This window comes from Parasedimentitalea maritima (assembly GCF_005771405.1).
Taxonomy (GTDB): Bacteria; Pseudomonadota; Alphaproteobacteria; order Rhodobacterales; family Rhodobacteraceae; genus Parasedimentitalea; species Parasedimentitalea maritima.
Map to the genome: position 1 here is coordinate 359,214 of NZ_VAUA01000004.1, position 25,586 is coordinate 384,799.

Genomic DNA, 25,586 nt, shown 5'->3' on the forward strand with positions numbered 1-25,586 from the left:
GCTCAGTCAAAGATCTCGGGGTCATCCCGATTCAGGTCGCGCACGGCAATTGCAGTCTCTTGCGCCTTGCTGAGCGTCCACCGGATGCGCGTCGCATACTGCATTGCTCGTCCGGATAAAATGATCTGTTTTGTCGCGCGCGGTTTCAGGCGGGTTTTTTCCAGATAAACGCTGGGCTCCAACTTCAATTCGCAGTTTCCATCGTGGCGGAATACCCAGATTTCACCGCTTCTCAGCGCCATGGATACTGCTGAGCCACCCAAGTCAAGTGCGGCGTCCACTTCGGGATGTAGATGTAGCCGTATATCAAAACCAACACCGCCCAGCGATAGCGCATCCATAGCCTTGTCGAACTTGTGCTTGGACTCATCTTCAATCGTCAGCAGCATGTCTTCTCCTGACAGCGATCGGCCATCAAAAGACAGTTCAAGGCTGCGAGCGTGGGTCAGGCCAAAGTGGCGGTCAAAACCATTGTGCCCGCCTTGGAATCGAAATCCGCTGGCAATTTCGCTCATCTCAACCGGGACCTGATCTGGTGATTCGATCAGTATCTCGTGGCTGGTGCCTTTTTGTGGCGCACTGAGCCGGGCGCTGGAGTGACCTTCAATACAAAGAGTTGAATGCGACGGCGTCGCCCGTCCGGCACGGCGCCATTCTACGCCAAAGGCCTCGCCGGAGCCGCAGTTGACGACCAAAGGCCGCCGCCCTGAGGTCAGCTCAAACGCCAATGTTGACGCGTGAGCGTTGGTTGACGCCGCACCGGTTGGTGGTGCGCTGGCGTCGATAATAACGGAGCTACGCCCAGCTGAAAGCCGTGCATATCCCATTGCCAACCCGTCGGTTTTACTCTCGACGACATGACTGGCGGCCAATGCGTGGTCCAGCCAGCCTTCCAGCCCACGTCCGCCGCCATGAAGCCGAGCCAGCCCGCCATCACTGTGTCGCAAAGTGCGCAGGGTAGGGGCAATGCGTTCGATTGCTGCGGTATGGGCGGGGGGGACGGTGCGTCCTGCCTCGTGCAGGGCCGCTGCGGCCCATGATAACAGGGTGAAAACTTCGAGAAGCTCTTCGGGGTTGCGGGTTGGAAGACCGCCCTGATCATCAATCTGCTGCTGGCATTCCTGCGCAAGGGCCTTGATCGCGGGGTCAGCCAATTCTTCGCGCCCTTCCAGTGCTAACCCGGCGTAAATCAAACCGGTCAGCGCCTCAAACCTTGGCAACCCGGGAGAGGCACCCTTCCAGCGGTGGGATAAGAACCACGTCTGTTGCGACAGGGAATGGTAGAATGTTTCGCTGGCTTCTTTGTCCTGCCCGCGTAACAGGAACAGGGCATGGTTGATCCAGCGGATGACCCTGCGACCGGTTAGATCCGGCGACCAGCCAAGGCCCCCGCCATTACCATGAGAGTCGATCCAGCCCCACAGCCATTTCTGGGCTTTCTCACGGGCTGGTAAGTCGCCGACCGAGGCCAGATCGTCGAGCCAGGAAAAGCCGTTGCGCTCGGCATCAAAGGCCGTGTCGGGTGCTTCGACGTCCCACAACCCGGTGGTGGGTGATTCGACTAGATATCCGGCAAACAGCAGGTTTCCCGCCACCAACTGTCGGCCACGGGCAAAGCTGCCAATGGTGCGTGGTTCGGGTTGTGATACGAATCCGGTTGCAGCGGGCTGTCTGCGGGACAGTCGCGCATATAGGCGGTTCATAAAACGAGTACTCCGACTCGCCAATCTATCGTGTCTGGACATGCTCTCTGCCTCATACGCTCTGCTGGCGTTTGGCTGGAGCATAGCGCGGGCAGAGCCTCAAGTCACCGATTGAATGCGTGAGGAAGTAAGACCTAGGCGGCTTTGCGCAGACAAGCCATATAGAATCCATCCATGCCACCACGGTCAGGCCAGTAATCCGGACGCAGTCGTAGCCCGCCTTCGCTGGTAATCCAGGCTGCATCAACGCCGGGTACGTTCAATGCATCGCGATCCACGGACATATCAGGGAACATGTCCAGCGCCTCTTCGACTTGGCATTCGCCTTCGTCCGGCAACAGGGAACAAGTGCAAAACAACAGCTTTCCACCAGGTTTGACCAGTGTCCAGGCATGCGCCAGCATCTGGGCCTGCAACTCGATCAATTGCCCAAATTCGCTGCCATCTTTGGCGTGGGGCAGGTCAGGGTGGCGGCGAATGGTGCCGGTGGCAGAACAGGGCGCGTCAAGCAGGACGGCATCATATTGTCCCTGCTGTTCCAGTGCATCACCAACAACCAGCGAAGCCACCAGGCCGGTACGGGTCAGGTTTTCCTGAACCCGCGCCATGCGGCCTTTGGAGATATCAACGGCAGTGACCTTGGCTCCGGCCGCAACCATTTGCATCGTCTTACCACCTGGGGCGGCGCAAAGATCCAAAGCGGTTTCGCCCGCCTTCATGTTCAGTACTTTTGCCGGAAGAGCCGCAGCAGCGTCCTGTATCCACCATGTACCATCACTATAGCCAGGCAGCGCAGTAACCTGTCCGGCGTCAGTAATGCGAATCGAACCGGTGGGCAGGGCTTCGCCACCCAAAGCGGACAAGTCTGTGCCGGGTTTGCAACTGATATCCAGTGGTGCGCCGTTGAAATGCGCCTTTTCAATCTCCAGCATTTCAGGATTGCCCCAGGCCTGGGCCAGAGGGCTGCGCAGCCATTTGGGCAGACGCGGCACCCGCAAGCTAGACCAGTCTTGCGGGCCTTCTTCCGCAATCTTGCGCAGCACAGCGTTGACCAGACCTTTGAGTTTGCCGTGGCGTTTGTGCTTGGAGACGATCTCGACCATGGAATTCACCACCCCATGGGCAGCCGCACCTTGACATAACTCCACAGTTCCCAGCCGAAGTGCATTGTGAACCATCAAAGGCGTGGCTTTGCGCAGGTGCTTTTTTAGCAGGCGATCGGCGCGTTCCAGCCCACGCAGGGTTTCCATTGCCAGTCTTTGGGCGCGTGCCCTGTCTTCGGGAGCGAGCTTGTCCAACGCCCCAGCGGATAGGATTTCGGGCATCAACCGGTTTTCGCCCAACACCTGATCCAGCAGATAAATGGCGCTACGGCGCGCCTGTGTTGCCGATTGGGTGGCGGGTTTGGACATCTTCAGCTCCTAAAGCGGGCGAGGGCATGCGGGTTGTTCCCACGGGACAGGGGCGTATATCATGGGATTAGCATAAAGGAACCCGCGATGAGCGATCAAACTCCAACTGAACCCTCCGACCTGCCACCTGCCGCTGTGCGTGCATTGGCTGAAGCGGAGGAACGTCGCAAGGCGGCTGAGGGCAAATCCCCTCCGCCCAAAGAGCTGGGTGGTCGTGATGGGCTGGACCCGGCGCGCTATGGTGACTGGGAAAAAAAGGGCATCGCAATCGATTTTTGAAGGGCAAGCGTGGGGGCCAGCCCCCACACCCCCGGGATATTTGTTGCTAGATGAATGGGATCCCCCATTTATTCGCCGTAGGGGACCCAGATGTTTTTGACTTCCGTTGCAGCCTGCAGAAAACGCTTGGAGTGATCCAAAGACCAATCCAATGCCTGTGAATTGTTGACCCAGGTTCGTTTCAAGTTGCCAGCAGAAGCCGCCTCGATTGTTGAGGACAGGTCGCTGGACGAGAAGCTCCAGACCGCGTCAACATTCAGATGTGCAGCCAGCGGTTTGGCTACTTCGGTATGGCTGCCTGTCAGGATATTCACCACTCCGGCAGGGACGTCTGACGTGTCCAGCACCTGGTAGAAATCGGTGGCAGCCAGCGGAAAGGGCTGCGAGGCGGCCAGAACTACCCGGTTGCCCATGGCGATGGCGGGGGCCATCACTGAGACTAACCCTAGTAGCGGTGCTTCGTCTGCGCAGAGCGCACCGATTACACCGCTGGGCTCCTTCATCGCCAGCGCAACGCCGCGAATGGGAACGTTATGTACCTGGCCGTCATATTTGTCGGCCCAGGCTGCGGCGGTGAAAAGGCGCTGGATCGAAGTTTCGACCTCGGCTTTGCCGCCCTTTGCCCCGGTCATGCTGTCTATGCGATTGGCGAATTCATCGGCGCGGGCCGAGAGGTTTTCGCCGATGTAATACAGGATTTGAGCCCGCAGGTGACCGGTGGTCTTGCCCCAGGCTGTGGCCCCGGCTGCAGCCTCGACTGCATTGCGCACGTCTTTGCGGTTGGCCAGTCCGACGTGGCCCAACAGGGAACCGGATTTGCCGAAGACGGCCTGGGAATAGCCGCTGTCGGGACGGGCCTGTTTGCCGCCGACATACATTTTGGCAGTGCGGTCCAGAGGATCTGCGGGGGCGCCATCACCTTTAAACGGTTTGACCTGAGCCAGCGGTTTGGTTTTGCCTTTGGGTTTGGTATAGGCGCTGAGCCCTTCCCAACCGCCTTCGCGACCAAAGCCGCTTTCGCGCACGCCGCCAAAACCAGCGGCGGCGTCGAACATATTGGTCCCATTGATCCAGACCACTCCGGCCACCAGTTTTGGTGCGATATCCAGTGCCAGATTGATGTTTTCGCTCCAAAGTGTGGCGGCGAGGCCGTAGCGGGTGTTGTTTGCGATCTCAACCGCCTCGGCTGGGGTGCGGAAAGTAGAGGAAACCAGCACCGGGCCAAAGATCTCTTCCTGCATCAAACTGTCCGAGGTGGTCAGCCCTTCGATCAAGGTTGGCGGGTAGAAACAGCCTCCCTCGGGCATTTGGATTTGCGGCTGGTACATCTCGCCTGCGGTGTTGGCGGCGACTAATGCGCTGATTGTGTCCAGCTGAACCGGGTCGACGATGGCGCCTACGTCGATGCATTTGTCCAGGGGGTTGCCGATGCGTAGTTTGTCCATCCGGGCGCGCAGCTTGGCGTGGAAGGTTTCGGCAATGCCCTCTTGCACCAGAAGGCGAGAGCCGGCGCAGCAGACCTGGCCCTGATTGAACCAAATCGCATCCACCAAGCCTTCGATTGCCGAATCAATGTCGGCGTCGTCGAAGACGATGTAGGGGGATTTTCCACCCAGCTCCAGCGTGAGCCCTTTGCCGGACCCGGCAGTGGCTTCGCGGATGCGGCGGCCAACCGAGGTGGAGCCGGTAAAGGCGATCTTGTCGACTTCGGCGGCTACGATCATCTCGCCTACGGCTCCGTCACCGGTGACGATATTGACAACACCAGCGGGCAGGCCCGCCTGTTTGCAGATGTCGGCAAACAGCAGCGCTGTTAATGAGGTGTATTCGGCGGGCTTCAGCACCACGGTGTTACCCATTGCCAGAGCTGGGGCGATTTTCCACGACAGCATCAGCAGCGGGAAGTTCCACGGGATGATCTGGCCACAAACCCCCAACGCCTGAACATCCGGAAGTTCAGCCTCCATCAGCTGTGCCATGCCGGCGTGATAATAGAAGTGCCGTTGCGCCAGTGGGATATCGATGTCGCGGGCTTCGCGGATAGGTTTGCCGTTGTCGAGGCTTTCAAGAACCGCAAACAGGCGTGAATGCTTTTGCAACAGGCGGGCCAGCGCATAGAGATATTTGGCACGGCCGGGACCGCCCATAGTTTCCCACTTTGGCTGGGCCTTGCGGGCAGCAGTGACGGCAGAGTCGACGTCGGATTGGGTAGCCTGTGTTAGGGTGGCCAGAACCTCACCTGTAGCGGGGTTGCGGCTTTCAAATCCATCGGCAGGAGGGGTGAAGGCCCCATTGATAAAGTGGCCAAAACGGTCACCTTGATCCACCAGCCAGGCGAGTGCCTCAACTGCGCTTTCGGGAGCAGGGCCATAGTCCATGGTTTCAAAAATCTCTTTGATTGACATAATTCTGATCCCTTATCCCATCGCGTGGCGGTAGCCCGCCGAGTATGCGCCGGTGACGTGGTGTTCCAATTGACGTTCGATATCGCCCAGCAGCGATGAGGCACCAAAGCGGAACAGGTCTGGCATCAACCAGCGGTCGCCCAGTTCCTCTTTGATCAGAGAGAGGTAAACGAGCGAGTCCTTGGCCTTGGATATTCCGCCAGCCGGTTTATAGCCGACCCGATACCCGGTGCGTTCGTGGTAGTCGCGGATGGCGCGGATCATCACCAAGGACACGGGCAGGGTTGCGTTGACGCTTTCCTTGCCGGTGGAGGTCTTGATGAAATCGGCCCCGGCCATCATGCAGATCAGCGAAGCGCGGGCGACATTGCGCAGGGTTCCCAGCTCACCCGTGGCAAGGATCGCCTTGACGTGGGCGTCGCCGCAGGCCGTGCGGAAGGCTTTCATTTCATCGTACAACGCCTGCCAGTTCTGCGTCAGTACGTGCCGCCGGGAAATTACGATATCGATCTCTTCGGCACCAGCTTCGACGCTTTCCTCGATTTCCGCCAGCCGCAGGTGAAATGGGGACAGTCCGGCCGGAAATCCGGTTGAAACAGCGGCAACCGGAATGCCGGACCCTTGCAGGGCCTGAACTGCGGGCGCGATCATATCGTGATAGACGCAGACCGCTCCGGTGGTGATGCCATCAACGCCAAGCGCGTCGAGCAATTCTGTCCGAACCGGCTGGCGCGCCTTGGAGCACAGACGACGCACCCGACCTGCGGTATCATCGCCAGACAGGGTGGTTAGGTCGATCAGGGTGATCGCCTTGAGCAACCAAGCCGCTTGGTAGTCCTTTTTGACGCTGCGCCGACCGGGCAGGCTGGCAGCGCGGCGTTCAATGGCCGAGGTATTGGCCTGCACCCCTGCCACCCAGTCCAGATCCAGCGCCATGCCGGGATTGCGCGGTTCAGTCACCTGCGGCAGCTGCGCGGTGCGTTCTGTTGTTTGACTGTCCATCATGCGTCCTCGAAAGCTTGGGGGAGACGGTGCCATGACTGCGACCCCTTGCGCAAGCAACTGGCGCGCGATGCGCACAAAAAATTTGACTATTTGGACAAAAAACAACTCTTTTTGCGAATAAGTCGCATTTGCGTTGACTTAGTTGCGAATGGTTCTCATATATAGTCGAGATAAGATCGTAAAAGGACTTCGATGATGTGGATTCGCCAGGTTGCCTTGATGGGCTTGATGATTGTGATGTCACTGCCATTGGCGGCGGGGTCTGCGCGTGCAGAAGCACCGCTGAAAATTGTGGCGACCACGGGTATGATTGCAGATGCGGCCCGCCAGATTGGCGGTGACCTGGTTCAGGTGCGCGGTTTGATGGGCCCCGGTGTTGATCCGCATGCCTATCGTCAAACCCGGTCAGACATCGTTGCGATGACCCGCGCCGATCTGGTTTTGTGGCACGGGCTGTACCTAGAAGCGCAGATGGGTGACTTCTTTCACGATCTAGAGCGTAAGCGTCAGGTCGTTGCAGTGGCCGAAGGGCTGCCCAAGGACATGCTGCGCAGCCACGATACCTATGCTGACAAATATGACCCACACGTCTGGATGACCCCGGTACTGTGGAAGCTGGTTGTTGTCGAAGTGCAAAAAGCACTGACTGATGCACGTCCGGAAGCCGCTGATACCTTTTCTGCAAATGCTAAGGCTCACTTGGCCGATCTGGATCAACTGGTCGCATATGGTGAAGCTGTGCTGGCAACCGTGCCAGAAAACAATAAGGTGCTGGTCACAGCCCATGATGCCTTTGGATATTTTGGCCGGACTTACGGGTTCGAGGTTCTGGGTATTCAGGGTATTTCAACCCAGTCAGAGGCTGGCTTGAACCGGATCGGAGAACTGGTGAACCTTCTGGTCGAACGTCAGATCAGTGCAGTTTTTGTTGAAAGCTCGGTTTCGGATCGCTCGATGCGGGCACTGATCGAGGGGGCTGCCGCGCAGGGACATGAGGTCCGGGTTGGCGGCGAGTTGTTTTCGGATGCGATGGGGGCCGATGGCACCTATGAAGGCACCTACATCGGCATGCTGGACCACAATATTTCAACCATTGGTGGGGCGCTGGGCGCCGAAGTTCCAGAACGCGGTATGGCAGGCAAACTGTCGGCGGGGTCCTGAGTATGTTGGATTTAGCAAGTACAAACGGGCAGATAAGCCAAGAGCAGAGCTTGGAAAACAGTCCCTTGGCGATCCGCGGTCTGACTGTTTCCTACGGTCAAAAGCCGGCTGTGTTCTCAGTAGACATGACGGTTGAGCCGGGCAAGATGACAGCGATTATTGGGCCGAACGGGGCTGGTAAGTCCACCATGCTCAAGGCCGCGCTGGGCATTGTCCCTCCAGTTTCCGGCCAGATTCAGGTGTTTGGTAAACCACTGGACGCACAGCGTGCGCGCATTGCCTATGTACCCCAACGTGCCAGCGTAGACTGGGATTTTCCAACACGGGTGATCGACGTGGTGTTGATGGGCCTGTACCGCGAGCTGGGATTGCTGGGCCGCTTGCGAGGCGACCACAAGGCCAAGGCGATGGACTGTCTGGACCGGGTGGGTATGGGCGACTTTGCTACCCGTCAGATTGGCCAACTGTCCGGTGGCCAACAACAGCGTGTATTCCTTGCGCGCGCATTGGCACAGGGCGCTGACCTTTACCTGCTGGATGAACCTTTTGCCGGGGTGGATGCCGCGACCGAGAAGGCCATTATCGGCGTACTCAAATCGCTGCGTGAAGCGGGTAAAACCGTTGTGGTGGTGCATCACGATCTGGCGACTGTGGCGGATTACTTCGACAACGTGTTCCTGATCAACACTCGTAAGGTGGCTGAGGGTACAGTGGCTGAGGCCTTTACCGCTGAGACCTTGCAGGCGGCCTATGGTGGACGTCTGGCAACGGCACAGGTCGATCAGCTCGCTCTGGCGCTGGGATAAGTAACATGTTGATTGATGCTCTGCTGTTGCAGCTTGGCTATAACGCCACGCTGGTGGCTATCGGTGCGACCTTGCTGGGGATTTCCGCAGGCGTTACCGGGACATTTCTTTTTCTACGCAAGCGGGCACTGGTAAGTGACGCAATCTCGCACGCCACCCTGCCGGGGGTCTGCATTGCGTTCCTACTGATGGCCAGCTTTGGCGGCGACGGCCGTAATCTGATTGGGTTGCTTCTTGGCTCGGCTGCGTCTGCCAGTGTTGGACTGTGGTGCTTGAACTGGCTGACCCGCAATACACGCCTGGCCGAGGACGCGGCGATTGGGTCGGTACTGTCAGTGTTCTTTGGCTTTGGCATTGTGCTGTTGACAGTGATCCAAACGTTGGGTGTGGGCCGTCAGGCCGGGCTCGAAGGGTTTCTGTTGGGATCAACCGCCGGAATGCTCTGGGCCGATGCGATGGTAATCGCGGTCGGCGGGGCGGTGACGTTGCTGCTGATCCTGCTGATCCGACGTCCGATGACACTGGTGGCCTTTGATCCTGAATATGCCGCCGCCCGAGGCTTGCCGGTCAGTAAGATCGACATGGCGATGATGGGGCTGGTCATGGCGGTCACCGTGGTGGGTCTCAAGATCGTGGGTCTGATTCTTATCGTGGCCTTGCTGATCATCCCCGCAGTGACTGCGCGGTTCTGGACCGAGCGATCCGATTATGTGGTGCTGCTGGCAGGGCTAGCAGGTGGTCTGTCGGCCTATATCGGCGCGGCGATGTCGGCTTCGGCCCCAAACCTGCCCACCGGCCCGATCATCGTGTTGGTGAGTTTTGCGCTGTTCCTGTTCTCACTGCTGTTCGCCCCCAATAGGGGCGTGCTGGCGGCGGTATTGCGTCACTTTAGATTTCAGCGCCGGGTGCATCTGCGTCAGGGCCTGCTGGCACTGGCACAAGGACAACCCATTTATGAAAAGCTGACCCTGCGGCTGCTGCGCAACGGTGGGCTGGTGCGCGCCGACGGGGTTGCCACAGATAAGGGCAAGGCCCGCGCGGCCAAGGCGCTGCGCGACGAGCGGCGCTGGGCGGTGGTGCGTAGCGATCAGGCGCATGAGGCCGCCGCGGCGCTGTATGACGGGTTGCGTCAGATCGAATCTGTGTTGACCCAAGATCAAATTACCGAAATTGACCGTCAAATTGGCGGCCCAAAGGAAGTTCTGGCATGAGCGGTGAAGAGTTTGTCCCCCTGTCACTGACCCCGCTACTGATCGGCATCTTTGCTGCTGTGGCCTGCGCGCTGCCGGGGAATTTCCTGTTGCTGCGGAAACAGGCGCTGATTGGCGACGCCATCAGCCATGTGGTGTTGCCGGGCATCGTGGTCGCGTTCCTACTGACCGGAGCGATTTCGGCCGCGCCAATGATGCTGGGTGCTGCTGGCGCGGCGGTGGTTGCCGTGGTGCTGATCGAGGCAATCCGCCGTTTGGGTCGGATCGAACCCGGTGCTGCAATGGGTGTGGTGTTCACCACCATGTTTGCTGGCGGTGTGTTGCTGCTGGAGCAGACCGACACCTCGTCGGTGCATCTGGATGTGGAACACGCGCTGTATGGTAATCTGGAAAGCCTGATCTGGTTGGATGCTGTGGGTTGGTCGTCACTTCTGGACGTGCAAGCGCTGGCGCATCTGCCGGTCGAACTGCCACGTATGGCGCTGACGCTGCTGGCGGTCACGCTCTTCATTGCCATGTTTTGGCGCGTGTTGAAAATTTCGACCTTTGACGAGGGCTTTGCCCGCACTCTGGGGATCCGTACTAACCTACTGGGTTTGGCACTGGTGATCACCGCAGCGGTGGCTGCTGTGGCCGCTTTTGATGCGGTGGGGTCCATCATCGTGATTGCCATGTTCATCTGCCCACCCGCAGCGGCGCGCATGATGTCGAACCAGCTGGAAGGCCAAGTCGCGTGGAGCGTGGGCTTTGCGGTACTGTCTGCCGTTTTTGGGTATGTGCTGGCTGGCTACGGCCCCCTATGGCTGGGTGCGCAAGATGCCGTTAGCGCCGCGGGGATGATCGCCACGGTATCTGGCGTTATTCTGGCCGTCGCGGCGCGGTTTGGTCCGTGTCGAACCCGCAGCGGTGCACCGGTTGGCGTGTAGGCGCGGGCTTCTATTGGGCTGGTAGAATCTCACACCTCTGCTAAATTTAGCGGTATGAATACGCCAGACCCCCATATCAGCGACAGTGAACGTCCTGTCATTCGTCAGTTGGACGACGCTGCCATCAACCGGATTGCGGCGGGTGAGGTGGTGGAACGGCCGGCCTCTGCGGTTAAGGAACTGGTGGAAAACGCCATTGATGCGGGCGCAACCCGGATCGGTATTGAGATAGCGGATGGCGGCAAAACCTTGATCCGCATCACCGATGATGGGTGCGGCATGTCGCCCGAGGATCTGCCATTGGCGCTGTCGCGGCATGCGACCTCCAAAATCGACGGGTCAGACCTTTTGAACATCCACACCTTTGGTTTTCGGGGGGAGGCCCTGCCCAGTTTAGGGGCGGTGGGACGGCTCAGCATCACCAGTCGCGCCGAAGGTCATGATGCGGCAATGATCAAAGTAGCAGGCGGCAAGATGGAAGCGGTACGACCCGCTGCGCTGCGATCCGGCACTGTGGTGGAACTATCAGACCTGTTCTATGCCACTCCGGCACGGTTGAAGTTCATGCGAACGGACCGGGCAGAATCGCAGGCAATCTCGGATGTGATCAAGCGGCTGGCGATGGCGGAACCCTCGATTGGCTTCACCCTGCGTGATGTCTCGGGCGGTGGACAGGGGCGGGTGACGTTTCGCGCTGATCCGTTGAGTGGTGATCTGTTCGACGCGCTGCACGGGCGGCTGGCTTCGGTTCTGGGGCGTGAGTTTGCCGAGAACGCGCTGAAAATCGATGCCACCCGTGACGGTATCCGATTGTATGGCTATGCGGCGCTGCCAACCTATTCACGCGGTGCAGCCGTGGCGCAGTTCCTATTCGTCAACACCCGTCCGGTGAAAGACAAGATGTTGCAGGGTGCCTTGCGCGGCGCTTATTTCGATTTCCTGAGCCGCGATCGTCACCCGGCGGCGGCGCTGTTCATCGACTGCGACCCGGAAATGGTGGACGTCAACGTTCACCCTGCCAAGTCCGAGGTGCGGTTTCGTGATCCCGGCATCGCGCGTGGGTTAATCGTTTCTGCACTGCGTCACGCCTTGGCTGAGGCGGGGCATCGTGCGTCGACAACTGTGGGCAGCGCAACACTGGGGGCAATGACGCCAGAGACCCAGGGGATGCCGCCAAGGGTCTATCAGATGGATCGCCCGTCAATGGGCGCACGGGGTGCAACTTATGCCGCCCAGAGACCGGCAGATTTGCCCCCCAGCATGGGCTTTGCTGATCTGGCCGAGAGCTATAGCGGTCAACTGGTCGAAGCCCCGGGGCCCACGTCGGATGCGGGAGAGGCCACCGCGCCCGGGGTGGAGCAACTGCCACTGGGTGCGGCACGCGGGCAGGTGCATGAGAACTATATCATCGCCCAGACCGCCGACGGTATGGTGATTGTTGACCAGCATGCCGCGCATGAGCGTTTGGTCTATGAAAAGCTGAAGAACCAGATGGCCGAAAATGGCGTGGCCGCACAGGCTTTGTTGATCCCTGAGATTGTCGAGCTGAGCGACAATGACAGCGCCAAGCTGTTGGAAGTCGCGGATGAGCTGGCCAAATTTGGGCTGGGCATTGAACCCTTTGGTGGTGGGGCTGTCGCCGTGCGCGAGACGCCTGCAATCTTAGGCGAGGTCAACGCCGAGGCGATGATCAAGGATATTCTGGATGAGCTGGATGATCAGGGCAGCAGCCAGTTGGTACAGGCCAAGGTCGAGGCGATCTTGAGCCGGGTGGCCTGTCATGGCTCGATTCGGTCCGGACGTCGCATGCGCGGCGAAGAAATGAACGCCTTGCTGCGTGAGATGGAGGCGACGCCGCATTCTGGCCAGTGCAACCATGGTCGCCCTACATATGTTGAATTGAAACTGGCCGATATTGAACGGCTGTTTGGCCGCACCTAAGCGGCCAGGCTCATAACAGGGAGCACATCTGTGCAAATTGATCCAAACCTGTGGCCCGTCGCCGCATTGGTGTTTGCCGTGACAGCTGTCTTGTTCGCGGTTCTTTGGCGTGTGGCGCGCAGACAAGCCGCTGTGGTCGAGGACCTGCGGAGCGAGAATATAGAGCTGCGCCAAGCCTGTGCCTCGATGCAAACAGAGGTGGCGCGAGTGCCGGAACTGAACGGAGAGCTTGCCGCCTTGCGACAGTTGCGCGACGGTGAGGTTGCGGCGCGACATCAGGCCGAGGCTGAAGTGCGGGCGCTGAAAAGTGAACATGATGTGCGTCTTGAAGAGCTGGATAAGATGAACCAAAAGTTGAAGCACGAGTTTTCAACCATGGCCTCCGGCGTGTTGAAACAAAACTCCGAGAACTTTTTGTCGCTGGTCAGCGAGCGGTTCAAAACCCATTCCCAAACAGCCGATGCGGACCTGGCCAAGCGCCATGCCGCAATTGAAGGTCTGGTCAAGCCTTTGGACGAAAAGCTGGGGCAATTTGGTGATCGCATCAAAGAGATCGAACAGGCCCGGACCGAAGCCTATGGCGCCATTCGCGAGCAGGTGAAGGCGCTGACGGACGGGCAAGCGGCACTGGGCGGCGAGACACGCAAGCTGGTGCAGGCGTTACGAGCCCCCAAAACGCGGGGACGTTGGGGCGAAATGCAGCTGCGGCAGGTGTTCGACATGGCCGGGATGTCCGAGCATGTAGACTATGATCTGGAAAAATCGCTGGGCACTGATGACGGGTTGCGTCGTCCGGATGCGATTGTGCGCATTCCCGGTGGCAAAAGCATCGTGGTGGATGCCAAGACCCCATTGGACGGATATCTGGATGCGCTGGAGGCTGAAACGCCTGAACTGCAGCAAGAACATTTGTCACGCCATGCCCGGCATGTGCGCACCCATGTGAAACAGCTGTCGTCAAAGGCCTATCAAAATGCACTGGGTGAGACGCCGGATTTTGTGGTGATGTTCATCCCCGGTGAGACCTTTGTATCAGCAGCGGCAGAAGTGGATCCGGGGCTGATCGAATATGCGTTTGAGAACAAAGTTCTGATCGCCACACCAACAACTCTGATGGCGTTGGTGAAATCCATTGCCTATGGCTGGCAGCAAGAAAAGATGGCCGAGAATGCTCTGGAAGTGCAGGACACGGCTAAGGAGTTGTACAAGCGATTGGTCACATTCTCGAACAATCTGGCCTTGGTCGGCCGGTCATTGTCGTCCTCTGTCAGCAGTTACAACAAGGCGGTCGGGTCGCTGGAGGCGCGGGTGCTACCCTCGGTTCGCAAATTCGAGGCCATGGGGGTGGTTTCGAGCGGATCCGAACTAAACACCCCAGCGCAGGTTGAAAGTGATGCTCGACAGGTGACAGACCTGTTGGGAGACGAGTAATTTTCTAGGTTTTTGAGAAATCGTTCCTAAATACCGCAGAACCATTGTGTCACTGAGGCCATTTGAAACATGAGCATACTCGCGCCAGATAACGCACTGCTGAAGAAGGCTGAAGTCGAAGCCGAGCAGGTCGTGTCTCTGCTGCGGATTGCGGTCGCCCTTGGCCTGTTGGCGATGTTCTTTCTGGCAGTGAAGGGCAGTAACAGTTCGCCGGAAAACTACCTGCGCAGGCAGTGGGTTTTTGCAGTGGCGACCATGAGCTCTTATTTGCTGGTCGGGATGATCTCACTCTGGATGGCGCGAACAGGGCGCATTCGCAGTTGGATGGTCTGGCCGCTGGTCACGGTGGATTGCCTATTCATGTTGGTCAACGCCTGGGTTGGATTGGCAAACACGGGCCTGCCGGGCGAGTTGACATTTATTCTGCCCCCAACCTGGCTGGTGCCCGTGATCTTTGGCTTTACGGTTTTGCGCTTTAACCCGTATTTACAGGCCTACTGCGTCGCTGTGATTGCCGTCGGTTTGGCGGCACTATCGCTGTGGCAACCAGAAGAGGTGACGCCATTCATAGTAGAGCGTGCGCAGATCCTGCTATCCGGCCCGCCCAATATCATTCGCGTGACCATGATCGCCCTTGGCGGCGTTGTTCTGGTGGTGGCAGCCTGGCGCACCCGGCGACTGGTTCACAGGTCGATTACCGAGGCCCAACAAAAGGCCAATTTGACGCGGTATCTACCTGCTCAGCTGGCCCATCGACTTGCTGAGGCCAGCCTGGACAACCTGCGCCGCGGTGAGCGTCAGAATATGGCTGTTTTGTTCATCGACATTCGGGGGTTTACCCGTTGGTCGCAGGGCCGGGATCCACAAGAGGTTGGCAGCTACATTACCGATTTCCGCAGTCGCGTTCAGGGATGCTCGGATGCCAGTGGTGGGATGATAGATAAGTTCATGGGCGATGCTGCAATGGTGTTGTTTGAAGGAGATGAGGCTGCAACTCGGGCGATTGATTGTGCCTCGGCGCTGAAAAAAAGCATGGCGAATTGGTCTGATGTCCGGCAGGAAAAAGGTGAAGACGCCGTATTGGTGGGGATCGGTCTGCACTGGGGCGAGGTGTTTTCCGGGGTGGTCGGTGATCCGCAACGGTTGGAATACACGGTGTTTGGCGACACGGTGAATATTGCGGCGCGGCTGGAGCAACTGACCAAGCAGGAGAAGCAGGGGATCATTGTCTCTGCGGCAGTGTTGCAAGCTGCATCGGTGGCGCCCGCGTCGCAGGGGTGGATCCCGCTGCCAGCCGCTGAGCTACGCGGGCGCAGTGGCGGCATCGAAATCTTCGGCCGTGGCTAGATCATTCATCGCGACTGGATTGTTCCAGATCAAAGTTTAACCGGGATACTGGTTTATCTGTTATGCTTAATCCATGCAGATAAAAGGAGCTGGGCCATGCTGGGAATTTCAGCCCGTAAAGTAGCACAGGTGGCGATGATGGCGCGAGAGTTGCATCGGGCCGAAGGTGAATTGCGGGCCTTTATTGATCGTCTGAATGAAGATGAACAGGCAGAGTTGGTTGCAGTGATGTGGATTGGTCGCGAGAGCTTTTTTGCCGAAGATCTGGCAGAGGCGATTTTGACAGCCAGACGCGATGCTTCGACCCCCTGTGCCGATTACCTGTTGGGCTCACCCCATTTGGCGGATCATTTGGAAAATGGTTTGGACGCGCTGGGAATTTCAGCACATGAAGTTGAAGACGATCTAATGTAGTCCGTGCCTCGTGGCCATGGGCGGTAACCGCAGCGCAATTGAGGGGCCAGCCCCTCAAACTCCCCGGGATATTTATGGCGAGATGAACAGGGGAACGGGGCCCACATTTGGCAGGCCCCAGATTTGTTGGTTTATGCGTGATGGTCAATCAACTGGAGATGTTGAGCCAGTTTGCCAATCTCTTGCATCCACTGCGTGACCAGTTTGGGATCGCTAGGGGCGGCGTGTACACCAGCATCGATCTGGCCGTTCATCGCGGCCTCGATTGCAAAGGAAACCGGGATCGATACCAGGCGCGCCATGGCGGTGCTGTCCTCGTTGCCCCAGGCATCCATCACATAGGTCTTGTGCCAGACCTCGGCGCCGTCTTTTTCAGCTTTTAGCGCAACGCAGAGCACAACGCGATCAGGTTCGCCGTCGTCATAGGCGTTGTCGTTCCAGAATTGGTCTGACATTTCCTTGAGCCGTGAGTCACCGGTTGGTCCGGACAGAGTTTCGACCTCTTTGAAGACGCCATCCCAGGCCTCAGCCCAGCCATTGAGCCGTAGGGTGCCGCGAACGAATTCCTTGACTGACCAGTCCTCGCCAAATTCGTACTGCTGCATGAATGGGATCGAGTCGCGGTTTGGGTAAACCTCGAAGCTTTCCGGTGTGGGCAGTGGTGCGGTGTAGCTGGAGATCGCATCCCAAGGGCGCGCAACATCCAGTGGCTTGTGGTCGCGGATCGAGCGAGACGGCGAGCGCAGGGCCTTGAGTACGCCTAGCGGCGACCAGCTGAACTTGTAGCGGAAGTCATTGGCGATCTTTGGGATGCCACCACAGTACGAGATAAAGCTGATTTCGTTGCTGGCGTCATAGGCTGCAGAGGCCTTGTAGTCATCCACCAGGGCGTGGGCCATCAGGTGGTCGATGCCTGGGTCAAGGCCAACTTCGTTGATCACGGCGACACTGGCGGCGCGGGCCTTGTCGTTCAGTGCGCGCATTTCAGGTGCGATATAAGACGACGAAACAAAATGCGCCTCATTGGCGATGGCCAGTTCTGCCAGTTGCACATGCCAGTCGCCGGGCAACATCGAGACAATGACATCGCCTTTGGCGACGCGAGCACCCAGGCTGTCGATATCAAAAGCATGGATGTTCTGAGTCAGATCGCCAACGGCTTCTTCTGCCTTGGCGGTTGTACGGTTCCACACCGCAACGTCATGTCCTGCTTGAAGCAGGCGACGCAGACCGGGAATGGCCGAAAGGCCGGTGCCGCACCAGTGGATGGTCATGGGTGTTTCCCCCTCATATGAAGTTCATAAGCGCTGTAGCGGCCAAAGCCGTGTTTGACTAGTCTTTGGTGTGCTCTGCAAAAGTCATTGCTGCGCGTCCCCAGACACCTGCATCCAGATCAACCAGCGTCAGCAGAGATGGCAGTAGTTGTTCGGCGTAGTCTTCGGAGCTTTCAACAGGCAGCATCGATGGCAGGTTGTCGATCGCCATCACATCCAGCACAGGGTCATTTGCCACGCGCAGGGCAGGCTCCTCCCATGTGGTGGCGCGATCATAGACCGGAACCGGGTTGTAGTCGCTATCCGGGTCACAGGCGACATCGCCAATGGCGGTCAGCTTACGTGGCGTGGTCAATGCGTCGCGCGGGACAAAAACCGGGGTGCCGGGGCGGGCAAAGATGCAGTTCAGGAACAGATCATGGTTCAGGATCTCGGGGAAGGGCCCCCCGGAGGATGTTTCAGCCATATCCCATTTTGTGACCTGTACGCCCATGGCTTCGCACAGGTCTGCTGCCCCGGTGCCAACCCGTCCCAACGCGCCGATAACAATGGCTTTGGGGCGGTCGGATTTGGTCGCATCCAGTTCGCCACTGAGTTCTGCCAGCAAGCTGTCTTTGTTGGGGTAAACACCAACGGAACCGCAGCTTTTCCCATGTTGCTGGGCGGCCCAGGTTTTCAAGGTAACCGCCGCACCTGCATAGCCGGCCCAATAGCCAAAGGCGGCGACACGACGACCATCTTCGCTGACCAGATACTCCAGATCATACAGCGTGCCGCCACCGGCCTTGAACCGATCCAGCAGCGCCTTGCCCGAATGCTGACCCTTGAACGCGTGGCCGAACATGATGTGGCGGTGCGGCAGCGGTGTTCCATCCTCGGGTAGTTCTTTTAGGCCAAATATGATGGCGTCAGCCGGCGCTTGTGGCCAGCTGTTTTCCGGCGCAATATCGCAACCCGCATCGACATAGCCCTGCAATGGAATAGCACGGACCGAGCTTTCCTCGACTGTGACTTTGATCCCGGCATCCATCAGCGCCTTGGCGCCTTTTGGTGTCAGGCCAACCCGATCTTCGTTGAGCCGTTGTTCAGCCCGAACCCAGAGATGTGTCATAGTCATGTCCTTTACAGCATGCCGGCCGCATAAATGGCGCGGACCGAGTCGCGTTGTTCCATTGCTGCCATGAATGATTTGATTTTGGGGAAGTCGTCAAGCGCAACCCCGTCGCCGTTCAGCCAGGTGCAGACCAGGTAGAGATAACAATCCGCCAGACTGAGTTCATCACCCAGTACAAAGGGGCCGCGCAGCCCGTTTGAGGTGATGTAAGCGCAACACTCAGTCATGGTTTGGGCAACTTTAGAGGTCATGTCTTTATGCGAGGAAGGCTGGTCAGCCCAGCGATGACCGCGCATTTTATGCGCATGCGCGACATGCATGGTTGAAGCGAGATAAAACATGACTTCCCGCATGCGCGAGGCCATCAGCGGGTCGGAAGGGCGCAGGCTTGACTGTGGCACTAGATCAGCAATGTATTCCAGTAGCGCACCAGTTTCGGTCAAGATGCCGCCATCAACAACAAGTGCGGGCACTCGTCCTTTTGGATTGATTTGAGCATATCCAGACGAAGACTGTTCGTTCTTGGAGAAATCAATTTTGATGGCTTCATGCTCAAGTCCGGCCTCTTGCAAGGCAATAGCCACAGCGACTGAGATGGTGCCAGGAGCGTAATACAGTTGCATGTTAAATCCTTGTTATATTGAGACGGTGTTGAAATTACAGATGGGTTTGAGCGAAATGGCGATTGGGATTGTCCAGATGTGGCACGGCGTTGAACAGAACTGGGCAAAGGTGGCCATCAATTGGGTGCAAGCGGTGCATGGAGGTGTTCATGATCGCCAGTGCCATTCTGGCCGTCGCCAACGTATCCAGCCCCAGTGCCAATCGCATCGCGATGGAAATCAAACCGCCTGAGGTTACAACCAATGCTGGTCCGTCCCCCGCGGCGATATCGGTCAGTGCACCGTTGACGCGGTTCTCAAAGTCCCGCCAGGACTCTGGTGGGTTTTCAATATCATTCGCTTGCCATGCCGCAAATACACGGGGCAGGTGCTGTACAAAACCTTCGCGTTCGGTGGGAATTTCGAGCCCATGCTGCTGCTCCATAAGCTGAGCGAGTGTGAAATACTCCATTTCATTGAGCCGCGGGTCGCGTGTGATGTTACTGGCGACACCCATGCCTTGAGCGGTTTCAATGTGACGAGTCAAAGTGCCACAGAACACGCGGGTATGATGAAGGTCACTCGCCTTCAGATGCTCGCCCAGCCAAGCCGCCTGCTGGTGTCCCAGCGGGCTCAACTTATCATAACTGTCCTCATCTCGGGCTCCGGTGTTGGCCTGTCCGTGACGAATGAGTGTGATGTGAGACATGCGGCGGTTCCCTGTACTGATTGGCAAGTCTTAGGCGAGGTTTGCAACAGTGGAAAGAGAGCGTTTTGTTTGTTGCACATCTTTTGAATTTGTCTGGTAGATGAGTAGCCATTGCCACAGGGAATCCGTCATGAAACAACGGATTGAAGTGATCGAAAAAGAGGCCGGATATGACTGTGAATGCTAAGAGATTTTTGGCCGATTTGCACAAGCTACGCAGCTTCGGGGCCTCGGGTATTGGCAAGGGCGTGGTGCGGCAGGCCTATAGTGATGCCGATCTTGCGTCCCGGGAATGGCTTGCCTCACGTATGGCCGATGCAGGATTGGACGTGCATTTTGACCCGCTTGGCAATCTGTTTGGCCTTGGCGGCGAACGTTCCTTGTTGATTGGCTCGCATAGCGACAGCCAGCCCGAAGGAGGTTGGCTGGATGGCGCACTGGGTGTGATTGCGGGCTTGGAAATTGCCCGCGCTGCCAAAGAAGCCGGCGCTGCTCCGATTTCGGTTGTCAGTTTTCAGGATGAAGAAGGCCGCTTTGGTGTGACCACGGGGTCTGATGTCTGGTCGGGAAACGTCTCGCTACAGCAGGCTGATGCGTTTACTGACAACGATGGGCTTACACTTGCTCAGGCGCGGGGGCGGATGGCTGACCTGACAGGGCCCTTTTTACCCCATGATCGTTTCAGCGGGTTTCTTGAAATGCATATCGAGCAAGGCCCATCGTTGGATCAAAGTGATGATAGGATTGGTGTGGTCAGCAATATCGTTGGTATCCGGGATATGCGGATCAGTTTTTCAGGCCGACAAAACCACGCCGGAACCACTCCGATGCATTTGCGTCAGGATGCGTTTCAGGGACTGTCAGCCTTTAATGCTATGCTGAACAATCGACTGGCAGATGTGGTCACGCCAACAACAGTCTGGACCATCGGCCATGTGTCGCTTCACCCGAATGCCTCCTCCGTCGTGCCGGGGCAGGTGACCTTTTCGATGCAATGGCGAGACGAGGATGCCGCACGATTAAAGCAAATGGAGCAGATCATTCACGATTTGGCCAAGGAAACCGCCACAGAGCGCGGGCTTGAAGTGACGCTTGGTCCGGTGATGGGGATCGAGCCGGTGGCGATGGACGCAGGTCTGCAGGACGCCTTAATCAAGTCCGCCGGGCAATCAGCCCCAAATCAGTGGCGTCGCATGCCGTCCGGTGCCTTGCATGATGCGTCGAACATGGCATCGGTGATGCCGGTTGCGATGTTGTTTGTGCCTTCGATTGGCGGCATTAGTCATGCCTTTGACGAAGACACTGATGAGGCGGACCTGGTTCTGGGACTAGAAGTTTTGGCAGGGGCTGCTCAGGCTCTGGCATAACCGCGTTTCAACGCGCGGTTCCGGTACTGGTCGGCCGCTTTTGAGGCGTCGCGCAAATTTGCATAGTTGTTGATGACACTTTGTCCATTGCGCCCGGCGACACCCCATTCGCGCAGAACCGAGACCTCAGAAAAGAGGTTCATCGCCAGTTCAACGCGATAGAAACGGGGGATCCGTGCAGGGATCTGGCGGTAGAGCAGACAAGTGGCCATCCTTGAATCGTAACGTGGGCGATTCGTGACAGCAAGTCCCAGAAGCCATGGAGGTGTTGAATTCCACCGTTTCTGCGAAAGAAGTCTGACGAGAAGCGTTCGCGATTAAGGCGAAAGATTAGTCATATCCATCGAAATCCTGCCCCGGTTGTATGTTGGGAAAGGCGGCCATGCTTTTGGTCAGGTCCGTGAGAATTCCAGTCACCGGCGTCATAACCCAGGCATGCGCAAAGCCTTCGTTGCCCCAAAGCTCAAACTGCTCACTGGGATCTTCCTTGATGTTATAAACCTGCGGAAAAGTGTGCTTTTTGATCTCAGAGAACGACGCTTCAGCAGTGAAAAAATGGACCTTTAAGTCCCGCCACTTCACGGCAAACACATCATCGCCGACAAATGTAACAATGTGCTCGCGATTGGAGACCTCCTGTTCGCCAAGGATAAAGGCACTTTGATCAATACCATCAATCGGACGGTCTGTTGGGATGCGCCCCGCTTCGCCAACCAAAGTTGCAAGTGTGGGGTATATGTCCAGAACCGAGATGATTTCGTTGGTGACCACACCGGCCTGAACTTGCCCGGGCCAGCGGATCATGCCCGGTGTCCGCATGCCGCCTTCAAAGCCGGTGCTAAGTGCGCCACGCCACGGGCCCGTTGACCCACCGACTTCTCCGGTTGCATAGCCAAGACCCTGCGGGAGTGTTCCCGGCCCGTTGTCTCCGGTGAGAATGACAATCGTATCATCGGCAGCGTTGACTGCTTCAAGCGTTTGCAAGATGCGGCCAATGTTGTGATCCACTTCGTATTTGATATCCGAATAGTATCCCGCGCCCGAAACCCCATCAAAATCTGGATGAACCACCCACGGAGGGTGAAATTGCGTGAACCCGACATAGAGATAAAACGGATCATCCCCATTGGCAGTGCGCTGGATGTAGTCGACAGCTCGATCTGTAATTTTCTGGTCAAAAGTTGTCTTGCCCGGGATGTCGTAGAGCTCGGTTTCATACGACGGCGCGCCCTTTTTACCCTCCCAAAAGTGGGGCGTGGCGGCAACTTTGGGATCAAATTCCGGGGTGGAGGTATAGGCCGCAGCGTTTGATCCTTCGTTGATGCCCCACCATTCGTCATAGCCCTGATCGCTTGGGTGGCGACCAACCTGGGACCCGATGTGCCACTTTCCGAACAGGGCAGTTTTGTACCCGGCGTCAGAAAGGAGCTCAGCGATGGTGTATTCCCAAGGGGCAAGCCCGTCTGGTTCACCCGGTGCTGCAACTTTCTGGGTTCCAGAGCGAATTGGTAAGCGACCTGTATGGATAGCCGAGCGGGTTGGAGTGCACTGATTTTCGATGTTGAAATTCAAAAATCGTGTGCCCTCGGCGGCAAAGGCATCGATAACAGGCGTTGAAACTGTGCTTCCCTGTACGGATATGTCACCCCAGCCCCAATTATCGACCAGCAAGTAGATGATATTTGGCTGTTTGGTCTGCGCGAACGAAGGGCTTGCAACACCGAACAGCAAGGCCGCGAAAGTGATTGCAAATAACTGGCGGCTGAATGGGCGCATGAGAAATACCTTTGTCCTGAAGGTGCTGACACTAGTCCAGTCTGACCATAGTTCAGGGGGCACTCATTGCAACGGTCCAATCAACTCCAGCTGACATCCCCAAGGAAAATGTAGCCTGCACCGTAGATCGTTTTGATAAGGCGAGGATTTTTGGGATCTTCGCGCAGCTTGGTCCGCAACCGTGAAATACGTACATCCATCGCCCGGTCAAAGCTGTCCCCGGCAGCGCCGCCCAGCATTTCCTGCATCTGCGCTCGCGAGATCAGCCGCTTGGGGCTATCAAGGAATAATCGCAGGACTTCGCCTTCAGCGTGGGAGAATGGTGTTTCTTCGCCTTTGTCATCTTCCAGCATGTAGCGGTCGAAATGGGCGGTCCAGCCGGAAAACTGGGCCGTATTTCCTGACTGCGTGGTTTGACGCGGTCCACTGCGCAATCTTGCCCGGACCCGTGCCACCACTTCGGCAGGGTCAAAGGGTTTGGTGATGTAATCGTCTGCGCCCAGTTCCAACCCAGTGACCCGGTCCTGCACCTGTGCCCGGCCTGAAATGATGATTACTGCCGCGCCCTGTTCCAATGCCAACCTATGTACAAGCGCTAAGCCATCAGTATCTGGCAGCGACAGATCTACTAAACAAACATCAGGCGTCACCCGCTTCAGTGAGGCCTCAAATTCGCGGGCTCGCGAGAAACTCTGGGTGCGAAAGCCAGCTTCATCCAGCGCATCGGTCAGGATCCGTCGAATTTCTGGCTCGTCATCCAGAATGGTGATCAGGGGCGTGGTCATGCCGTGGTCTCCGGGTTGAGCAGCGCAGAGAGCTGGTCAGTGGTAAAGGGTTTTTGCAAGACAGGGCCGTGTCGCAGCGCGGTCTGGTGCAGTGGGTCATTTGCCGGCAAAGATGTCATCAGCAGGCAGGGCAGATCTGATCCTTGCATGCGGGTCAACAGGTCCAGCCCGGTTGCATCCCCTTGTAGATGGATATCTGACAGGATCAGAGAAATATCCGGCAAGTCAGCGGCCAGCGCGCAGGCTTCGTCAACCGATGTGGCCTCGATCACCGAATATCCCAGATCAATCAGCATATCCCGGAATGTTGCGCGCAAATCCTCGCTGTCCTCAACCAGTAGTGCGAGGCCGCCGCGGGCGTCGGGGGCTGCGCGGTAGGGTAGTCGCAGGGTGACGCTGGCACCTGAGACCGTATTGCCGATGTGCATATCGCCGCCTGCCAATTTTACGGTGTCATAGACCATCGGCAGGCCCAACCCGGACCCTTCGCCCCCTTTGGTGGTGAAAAACGGGTTCAGTGCCTTGTCCAATGCGGTTGAAGAAAATCCTGGGCCGGTGTCGTTGACGCTGATTTCTAACCAAGTTTCACCGACAGTGTGGGCGCTGACGGTGATCTGGCCACTTGTCCCACAGGCGTCACGGGCATTCAGGATCAGGTTTAACAGCGCGTCTTGCAACATTCCCGGATCCAGCAGGACCGCCGGGTCTGGAGTGTTATCCAATACACTCAATCCAACTGCTTGCGGCAGGGACGGCGTGGCCAGAATTTTCAATTCACGCAACAGTGCGTGCATGTCAGTGGCGCGGGGCCGAAGGGTACGATTTCCGGTCATATCTGCGATCCGGTTCAGCAGGCGTCCGCCCCGACGTGCCGCTGACAATGTGGCCTGCACCAGATCGCCGGACTCCGGGGGTAACCCCAATTTCTCTAGCTTGCTTTGCATTCCCAGAATGATGGTGAGCAGGTTGGAAAAGTCATGCGCTAGTCCACTGGTCATCTGTGCCGCCATTTCGCGACGGCGTGCCTGTTGCAAGGCAACACGGGTTTGGGTTTCTTCGGTGATATCCATGGACAGGATATAAACCCCACCCGACGGGTCGGGGGTCAGGGCCACACGAATACGGTGACTGCCGTGGTCTTCGGTGAATTCGAAAACCGGGTTTTTACCCTGATAGGCTGCGCGCAGGTGAGGCTCAATCCGGGCGTAGGTTGAACTGCCTAATGCGTCACGCATGTGAAGACCCAGGATCTTGGAGGGTCGGCCGGGAAATACCGCGCTCAGGCGTCGGTTGGTGTAGGTGTAGTGTCCATCCTCATCAACGTGTGCGATATGGGCAGGCATCATTTCTGTGGTCAATCGGGTGCGCCGCTCAATTTCGGTTAGTTGGCTTTTGATTTCTTCCAGTGAACTATTCGACGCTGCCAATTCACGGTTGGTGGCCGAAAGCTGTTCAGTGTGGGCCAGCACCTGCTCTGACAATTCCTCGGACCGGGCGCGCAACAGATGTTCAACCTGTTTGGTATGGGTGATATCGGTGTAAACAGTGACCCAGCCGCCATTTGGCAATGGCGCACCTTCAATGGAAATCATCTGGCCGTTGCCACGTTCGCGTTCCAGATAGTGCGGGACAAAATCTTTGGCCTGATCCACCCGTTGTTGTACCAGGTCGTCGATATCTTCTACGGGGCCATATTCGCCGCTTAGTGCGATAAACCGGATCGTATCGTCGAAACGGGCGCCGGGGGTGACCAGATGATCGGGTAGGGCAAACATTTCTTGGAACCGGCGGTTGCACACAGCCAAATTCAAGTCGTCATCATAGATAGACAGAGCCTGTGCAATCAGGTTCAGCCCGGCCATGGTCATCGCGGTTGTTTGCTTGTTGGCTTTGTCCATCCTGATCTCCCGCCGCTAGG

22 protein-coding genes are annotated in these 25,586 nt (G+C 57.6%); 10 read left to right on the forward strand and 12 right to left on the reverse strand.

Annotated elements, in window-relative coordinates:
* Nucleotides 1–2: 2 nt before the first annotated feature.
* Nucleotides 3–1,745, reverse strand: a complete 1,743-nt coding sequence (locus tag FEE96_RS10350) for a heparinase II/III family protein (protein WP_138162955.1) — start codon at nucleotides 1,743–1,745, stop codon at nucleotides 3–5.
* Between the two features lie 92 nt (nucleotides 1,746–1,837).
* A complete protein-coding gene (locus FEE96_RS10355; RefSeq protein ID WP_138162956.1) occupies nucleotides 1,838–3,115 on the reverse strand; it encodes an RsmB/NOP family class I SAM-dependent RNA methyltransferase in 1,278 nt (425 codons plus the stop codon).
* A gap of 87 nt (nucleotides 3,116–3,202) precedes the next feature.
* Between FEE96_RS10355 and FEE96_RS10360 the strand changes: the two genes are divergently transcribed.
* Nucleotides 3,203–3,394 (forward strand): DUF1674 domain-containing protein, encoded by a 192-nt coding sequence (locus FEE96_RS10360; protein ID WP_138162957.1) that lies wholly within the window; start codon nucleotides 3,203–3,205, stop codon nucleotides 3,392–3,394.
* Between the two features lie 68 nt (nucleotides 3,395–3,462).
* Here FEE96_RS10360 and FEE96_RS10365 read toward each other — a convergent pair whose 3' ends face one another.
* Together FEE96_RS10365 and deoC are read right to left on the reverse strand one after the other, a co-directional pair.
* Nucleotides 3,463–5,799, reverse strand: coding sequence for an aldehyde dehydrogenase family protein (locus FEE96_RS10365; RefSeq protein ID WP_138162958.1), 2,337 nt, complete (start codon nucleotides 5,797–5,799; stop codon nucleotides 3,463–3,465).
* 12 nt (nucleotides 5,800–5,811) lie between these two features.
* Complete coding sequence (gene deoC, locus FEE96_RS10370) at nucleotides 5,812–6,801, reverse strand: deoxyribose-phosphate aldolase (RefSeq protein ID WP_138163024.1); 990 nt, start codon at nucleotides 6,799–6,801, stop codon at nucleotides 5,812–5,814.
* A 198-nt stretch (nucleotides 6,802–6,999) separates the two neighbouring features.
* On the opposite strand from deoC, the gene FEE96_RS10375 reads away from it, so the two are divergent.
* The 8 genes from FEE96_RS10375 (at nucleotide 7,000) to FEE96_RS10410 (ending at nucleotide 16,041) form a co-directional block, all read left to right on the forward strand.
* Nucleotides 7,000–7,965 (forward strand): metal ABC transporter solute-binding protein, Zn/Mn family, encoded by a 966-nt coding sequence (locus FEE96_RS10375; protein ID WP_138162959.1) that lies wholly within the window; start codon nucleotides 7,000–7,002, stop codon nucleotides 7,963–7,965.
* Nucleotides 7,966–7,967: 2 nt separating this feature from the next.
* On the forward strand, nucleotides 7,968–8,771 hold the full coding sequence (locus tag FEE96_RS10380; protein WP_138162960.1) for a metal ABC transporter ATP-binding protein: 804 nt from the start codon (nucleotides 7,968–7,970) through the stop codon (nucleotides 8,769–8,771).
* A 5-nt stretch (nucleotides 8,772–8,776) separates the two neighbouring features.
* Entirely contained in the window at nucleotides 8,777–9,982 is a 1,206-nt protein-coding gene (locus FEE96_RS10385) for a metal ABC transporter permease (RefSeq protein WP_138162961.1), read from the forward strand.
* Nucleotides 9,979–10,908, forward strand: coding sequence for a metal ABC transporter permease (locus tag FEE96_RS10390; RefSeq protein ID WP_138162962.1), 930 nt, complete (start codon nucleotides 9,979–9,981; stop codon nucleotides 10,906–10,908). Before FEE96_RS10385 ends, FEE96_RS10390 begins: the two co-directional genes overlap by 4 nt.
* A gap of 54 nt (nucleotides 10,909–10,962) precedes the next feature.
* Entirely contained in the window at nucleotides 10,963–12,849 is a 1,887-nt protein-coding gene (gene mutL / locus FEE96_RS10395; RefSeq protein ID WP_138162963.1) for a DNA mismatch repair endonuclease MutL, read from the forward strand.
* 30 nt (nucleotides 12,850–12,879) lie between these two features.
* A complete protein-coding gene (locus FEE96_RS10400; RefSeq protein ID WP_246079392.1) occupies nucleotides 12,880–14,280 on the forward strand; it encodes a DNA recombination protein RmuC in 1,401 nt (466 codons plus the stop codon).
* 69 nt (nucleotides 14,281–14,349) lie between these two features.
* Nucleotides 14,350–15,627 (forward strand): adenylate/guanylate cyclase domain-containing protein, encoded by a 1,278-nt coding sequence (locus FEE96_RS10405; RefSeq protein ID WP_138162964.1) that lies wholly within the window; start codon nucleotides 14,350–14,352, stop codon nucleotides 15,625–15,627.
* Nucleotides 15,628–15,723: 96 nt separating this feature from the next.
* Nucleotides 15,724–16,041 (forward strand): DUF3775 domain-containing protein, encoded by a 318-nt coding sequence (locus FEE96_RS10410; RefSeq protein WP_138162965.1) that lies wholly within the window; start codon nucleotides 15,724–15,726, stop codon nucleotides 16,039–16,041.
* 131 nt (nucleotides 16,042–16,172) lie between these two features.
* Here the strand turns inward: FEE96_RS10410 and FEE96_RS10415 are convergent, their stop codons facing one another.
* The 4 genes from FEE96_RS10415 to FEE96_RS10430 are packed head-to-tail and all read right to left on the reverse strand — an operon-like array spanning nucleotide 16,173 to nucleotide 19,740.
* A complete protein-coding gene (locus FEE96_RS10415; RefSeq protein WP_138162966.1) occupies nucleotides 16,173–17,315 on the reverse strand; it encodes a saccharopine dehydrogenase family protein in 1,143 nt (380 codons plus the stop codon).
* 58 nt (nucleotides 17,316–17,373) lie between these two features.
* A complete protein-coding gene (locus tag FEE96_RS10420) occupies nucleotides 17,374–18,426 on the reverse strand; it encodes a saccharopine dehydrogenase (protein WP_138162967.1) in 1,053 nt (350 codons plus the stop codon).
* A gap of 11 nt (nucleotides 18,427–18,437) precedes the next feature.
* Nucleotides 18,438–19,052: a glutathione S-transferase family protein gene (locus FEE96_RS10425; RefSeq protein ID WP_138162968.1), complete on the reverse strand. Its 615-nt coding sequence runs from the start codon at nucleotides 19,050–19,052 to the stop codon at nucleotides 18,438–18,440.
* A gap of 34 nt (nucleotides 19,053–19,086) precedes the next feature.
* On the reverse strand, nucleotides 19,087–19,740 hold the full coding sequence (locus FEE96_RS10430) for a histidine phosphatase family protein (protein WP_138162969.1): 654 nt from the start codon (nucleotides 19,738–19,740) through the stop codon (nucleotides 19,087–19,089).
* A gap of 170 nt (nucleotides 19,741–19,910) precedes the next feature.
* On the opposite strand from FEE96_RS10430, the gene FEE96_RS10435 reads away from it, so the two are divergent.
* The gene (locus FEE96_RS10435) at nucleotides 19,911–21,107 is read left to right on the forward strand and encodes a hydantoinase/carbamoylase family amidase (protein ID WP_138162970.1); all 1,197 of its coding nucleotides are present in this window, start codon (nucleotides 19,911–19,913) and stop codon (nucleotides 21,105–21,107) included.
* Here the strand turns inward: FEE96_RS10435 and FEE96_RS10440 are convergent.
* From FEE96_RS10440 to FEE96_RS10455, 4 genes are all read right to left on the reverse strand, one after another.
* Nucleotides 21,092–21,319 carry a WGR domain-containing protein gene (locus FEE96_RS10440; protein ID WP_138162971.1) on the reverse strand — a complete coding sequence of 76 codons (228 nt, stop codon included), beginning with the start codon at nucleotides 21,317–21,319 and terminating at the stop codon, nucleotides 21,092–21,094. The two genes, FEE96_RS10435 and FEE96_RS10440, sit on opposite strands and share 16 nt — an antisense overlap.
* Nucleotides 21,320–21,437: 118 nt before the next feature.
* Complete coding sequence (locus FEE96_RS10445; protein ID WP_138162972.1) at nucleotides 21,438–22,883, reverse strand: sulfatase-like hydrolase/transferase; 1,446 nt, start codon at nucleotides 22,881–22,883, stop codon at nucleotides 21,438–21,440.
* 80 nt (nucleotides 22,884–22,963) lie between these two features.
* Nucleotides 22,964–23,668, reverse strand: a complete 705-nt coding sequence (locus tag FEE96_RS10450) for a response regulator transcription factor (protein ID WP_138162973.1) — start codon at nucleotides 23,666–23,668, stop codon at nucleotides 22,964–22,966.
* The gene (locus FEE96_RS10455; RefSeq protein WP_138162974.1) at nucleotides 23,665–25,566 is read right to left on the reverse strand and encodes a PAS-domain containing protein; all 1,902 of its coding nucleotides are present in this window, start codon (nucleotides 25,564–25,566) and stop codon (nucleotides 23,665–23,667) included. The genes FEE96_RS10450 and FEE96_RS10455 overlap by 4 nt, the downstream gene beginning before the upstream one ends.
* Between the last annotated feature and the right edge of the window lie 20 nt (nucleotides 25,567–25,586).

What these genes read in the sequence shown, in the direction of transcription:
- FEE96_RS10350 (WP_138162955.1), bottom strand. Translation starts at nt 1,745, where the DNA reads ATGTCCAGACACGATAGATTGGCGAGTCGGAGTACTCGTTTTATGAAC.
- FEE96_RS10355 (WP_138162956.1), bottom strand. Translation starts at nt 3,115, where the DNA reads ATGTCCAAACCCGCCACCCAATCGGCAACACAGGCGCGCCGTAGCGCC.
- FEE96_RS10360 (WP_138162957.1), top strand. Translation starts at nt 3,203, where the DNA reads ATGAGCGATCAAACTCCAACTGAACCCTCCGACCTGCCACCTGCCGCT.
- FEE96_RS10365 (WP_138162958.1), bottom strand. Translation starts at nt 5,799, where the DNA reads ATGTCAATCAAAGAGATTTTTGAAACCATGGACTATGGCCCTGCTCCC.
- deoC (WP_138163024.1), bottom strand. Translation starts at nt 6,801, where the DNA reads ATGGACAGTCAAACAACAGAACGCACCGCGCAGCTGCCGCAGGTGACT.
- FEE96_RS10375 (WP_138162959.1), top strand. Translation starts at nt 7,000, where the DNA reads ATGTGGATTCGCCAGGTTGCCTTGATGGGCTTGATGATTGTGATGTCA.
- FEE96_RS10380 (WP_138162960.1), top strand. Translation starts at nt 7,968, where the DNA reads ATGTTGGATTTAGCAAGTACAAACGGGCAGATAAGCCAAGAGCAGAGC.
- FEE96_RS10385 (WP_138162961.1), top strand. Translation starts at nt 8,777, where the DNA reads ATGTTGATTGATGCTCTGCTGTTGCAGCTTGGCTATAACGCCACGCTG.
- FEE96_RS10390 (WP_138162962.1), top strand. Translation starts at nt 9,979, where the DNA reads ATGAGCGGTGAAGAGTTTGTCCCCCTGTCACTGACCCCGCTACTGATC.
- mutL (WP_138162963.1), top strand. Translation starts at nt 10,963, where the DNA reads ATGAATACGCCAGACCCCCATATCAGCGACAGTGAACGTCCTGTCATT.
- FEE96_RS10405 (WP_138162964.1), top strand. Translation starts at nt 14,350, where the DNA reads ATGAGCATACTCGCGCCAGATAACGCACTGCTGAAGAAGGCTGAAGTC.
- FEE96_RS10410 (WP_138162965.1), top strand. Translation starts at nt 15,724, where the DNA reads ATGCTGGGAATTTCAGCCCGTAAAGTAGCACAGGTGGCGATGATGGCG.
- FEE96_RS10415 (WP_138162966.1), bottom strand. Translation starts at nt 17,315, where the DNA reads ATGACCATCCACTGGTGCGGCACCGGCCTTTCGGCCATTCCCGGTCTG.
- FEE96_RS10420 (WP_138162967.1), bottom strand. Translation starts at nt 18,426, where the DNA reads ATGACACATCTCTGGGTTCGGGCTGAACAACGGCTCAACGAAGATCGG.
- FEE96_RS10425 (WP_138162968.1), bottom strand. Translation starts at nt 19,052, where the DNA reads ATGCAACTGTATTACGCTCCTGGCACCATCTCAGTCGCTGTGGCTATT.
- FEE96_RS10430 (WP_138162969.1), bottom strand. Translation starts at nt 19,740, where the DNA reads ATGTCTCACATCACACTCATTCGTCACGGACAGGCCAACACCGGAGCC.
- FEE96_RS10435 (WP_138162970.1), top strand. Translation starts at nt 19,911, where the DNA reads ATGACTGTGAATGCTAAGAGATTTTTGGCCGATTTGCACAAGCTACGC.
- FEE96_RS10440 (WP_138162971.1), bottom strand. Translation starts at nt 21,319, where the DNA reads ATGGCCACTTGTCTGCTCTACCGCCAGATCCCTGCACGGATCCCCCGT.
- FEE96_RS10445 (WP_138162972.1), bottom strand. Translation starts at nt 22,883, where the DNA reads ATGCGCCCATTCAGCCGCCAGTTATTTGCAATCACTTTCGCGGCCTTG.
- FEE96_RS10450 (WP_138162973.1), bottom strand. Translation starts at nt 23,668, where the DNA reads ATGACCACGCCCCTGATCACCATTCTGGATGACGAGCCAGAAATTCGA.
- FEE96_RS10455 (WP_138162974.1), bottom strand. Translation starts at nt 25,566, where the DNA reads ATGGACAAAGCCAACAAGCAAACAACCGCGATGACCATGGCCGGGCTG.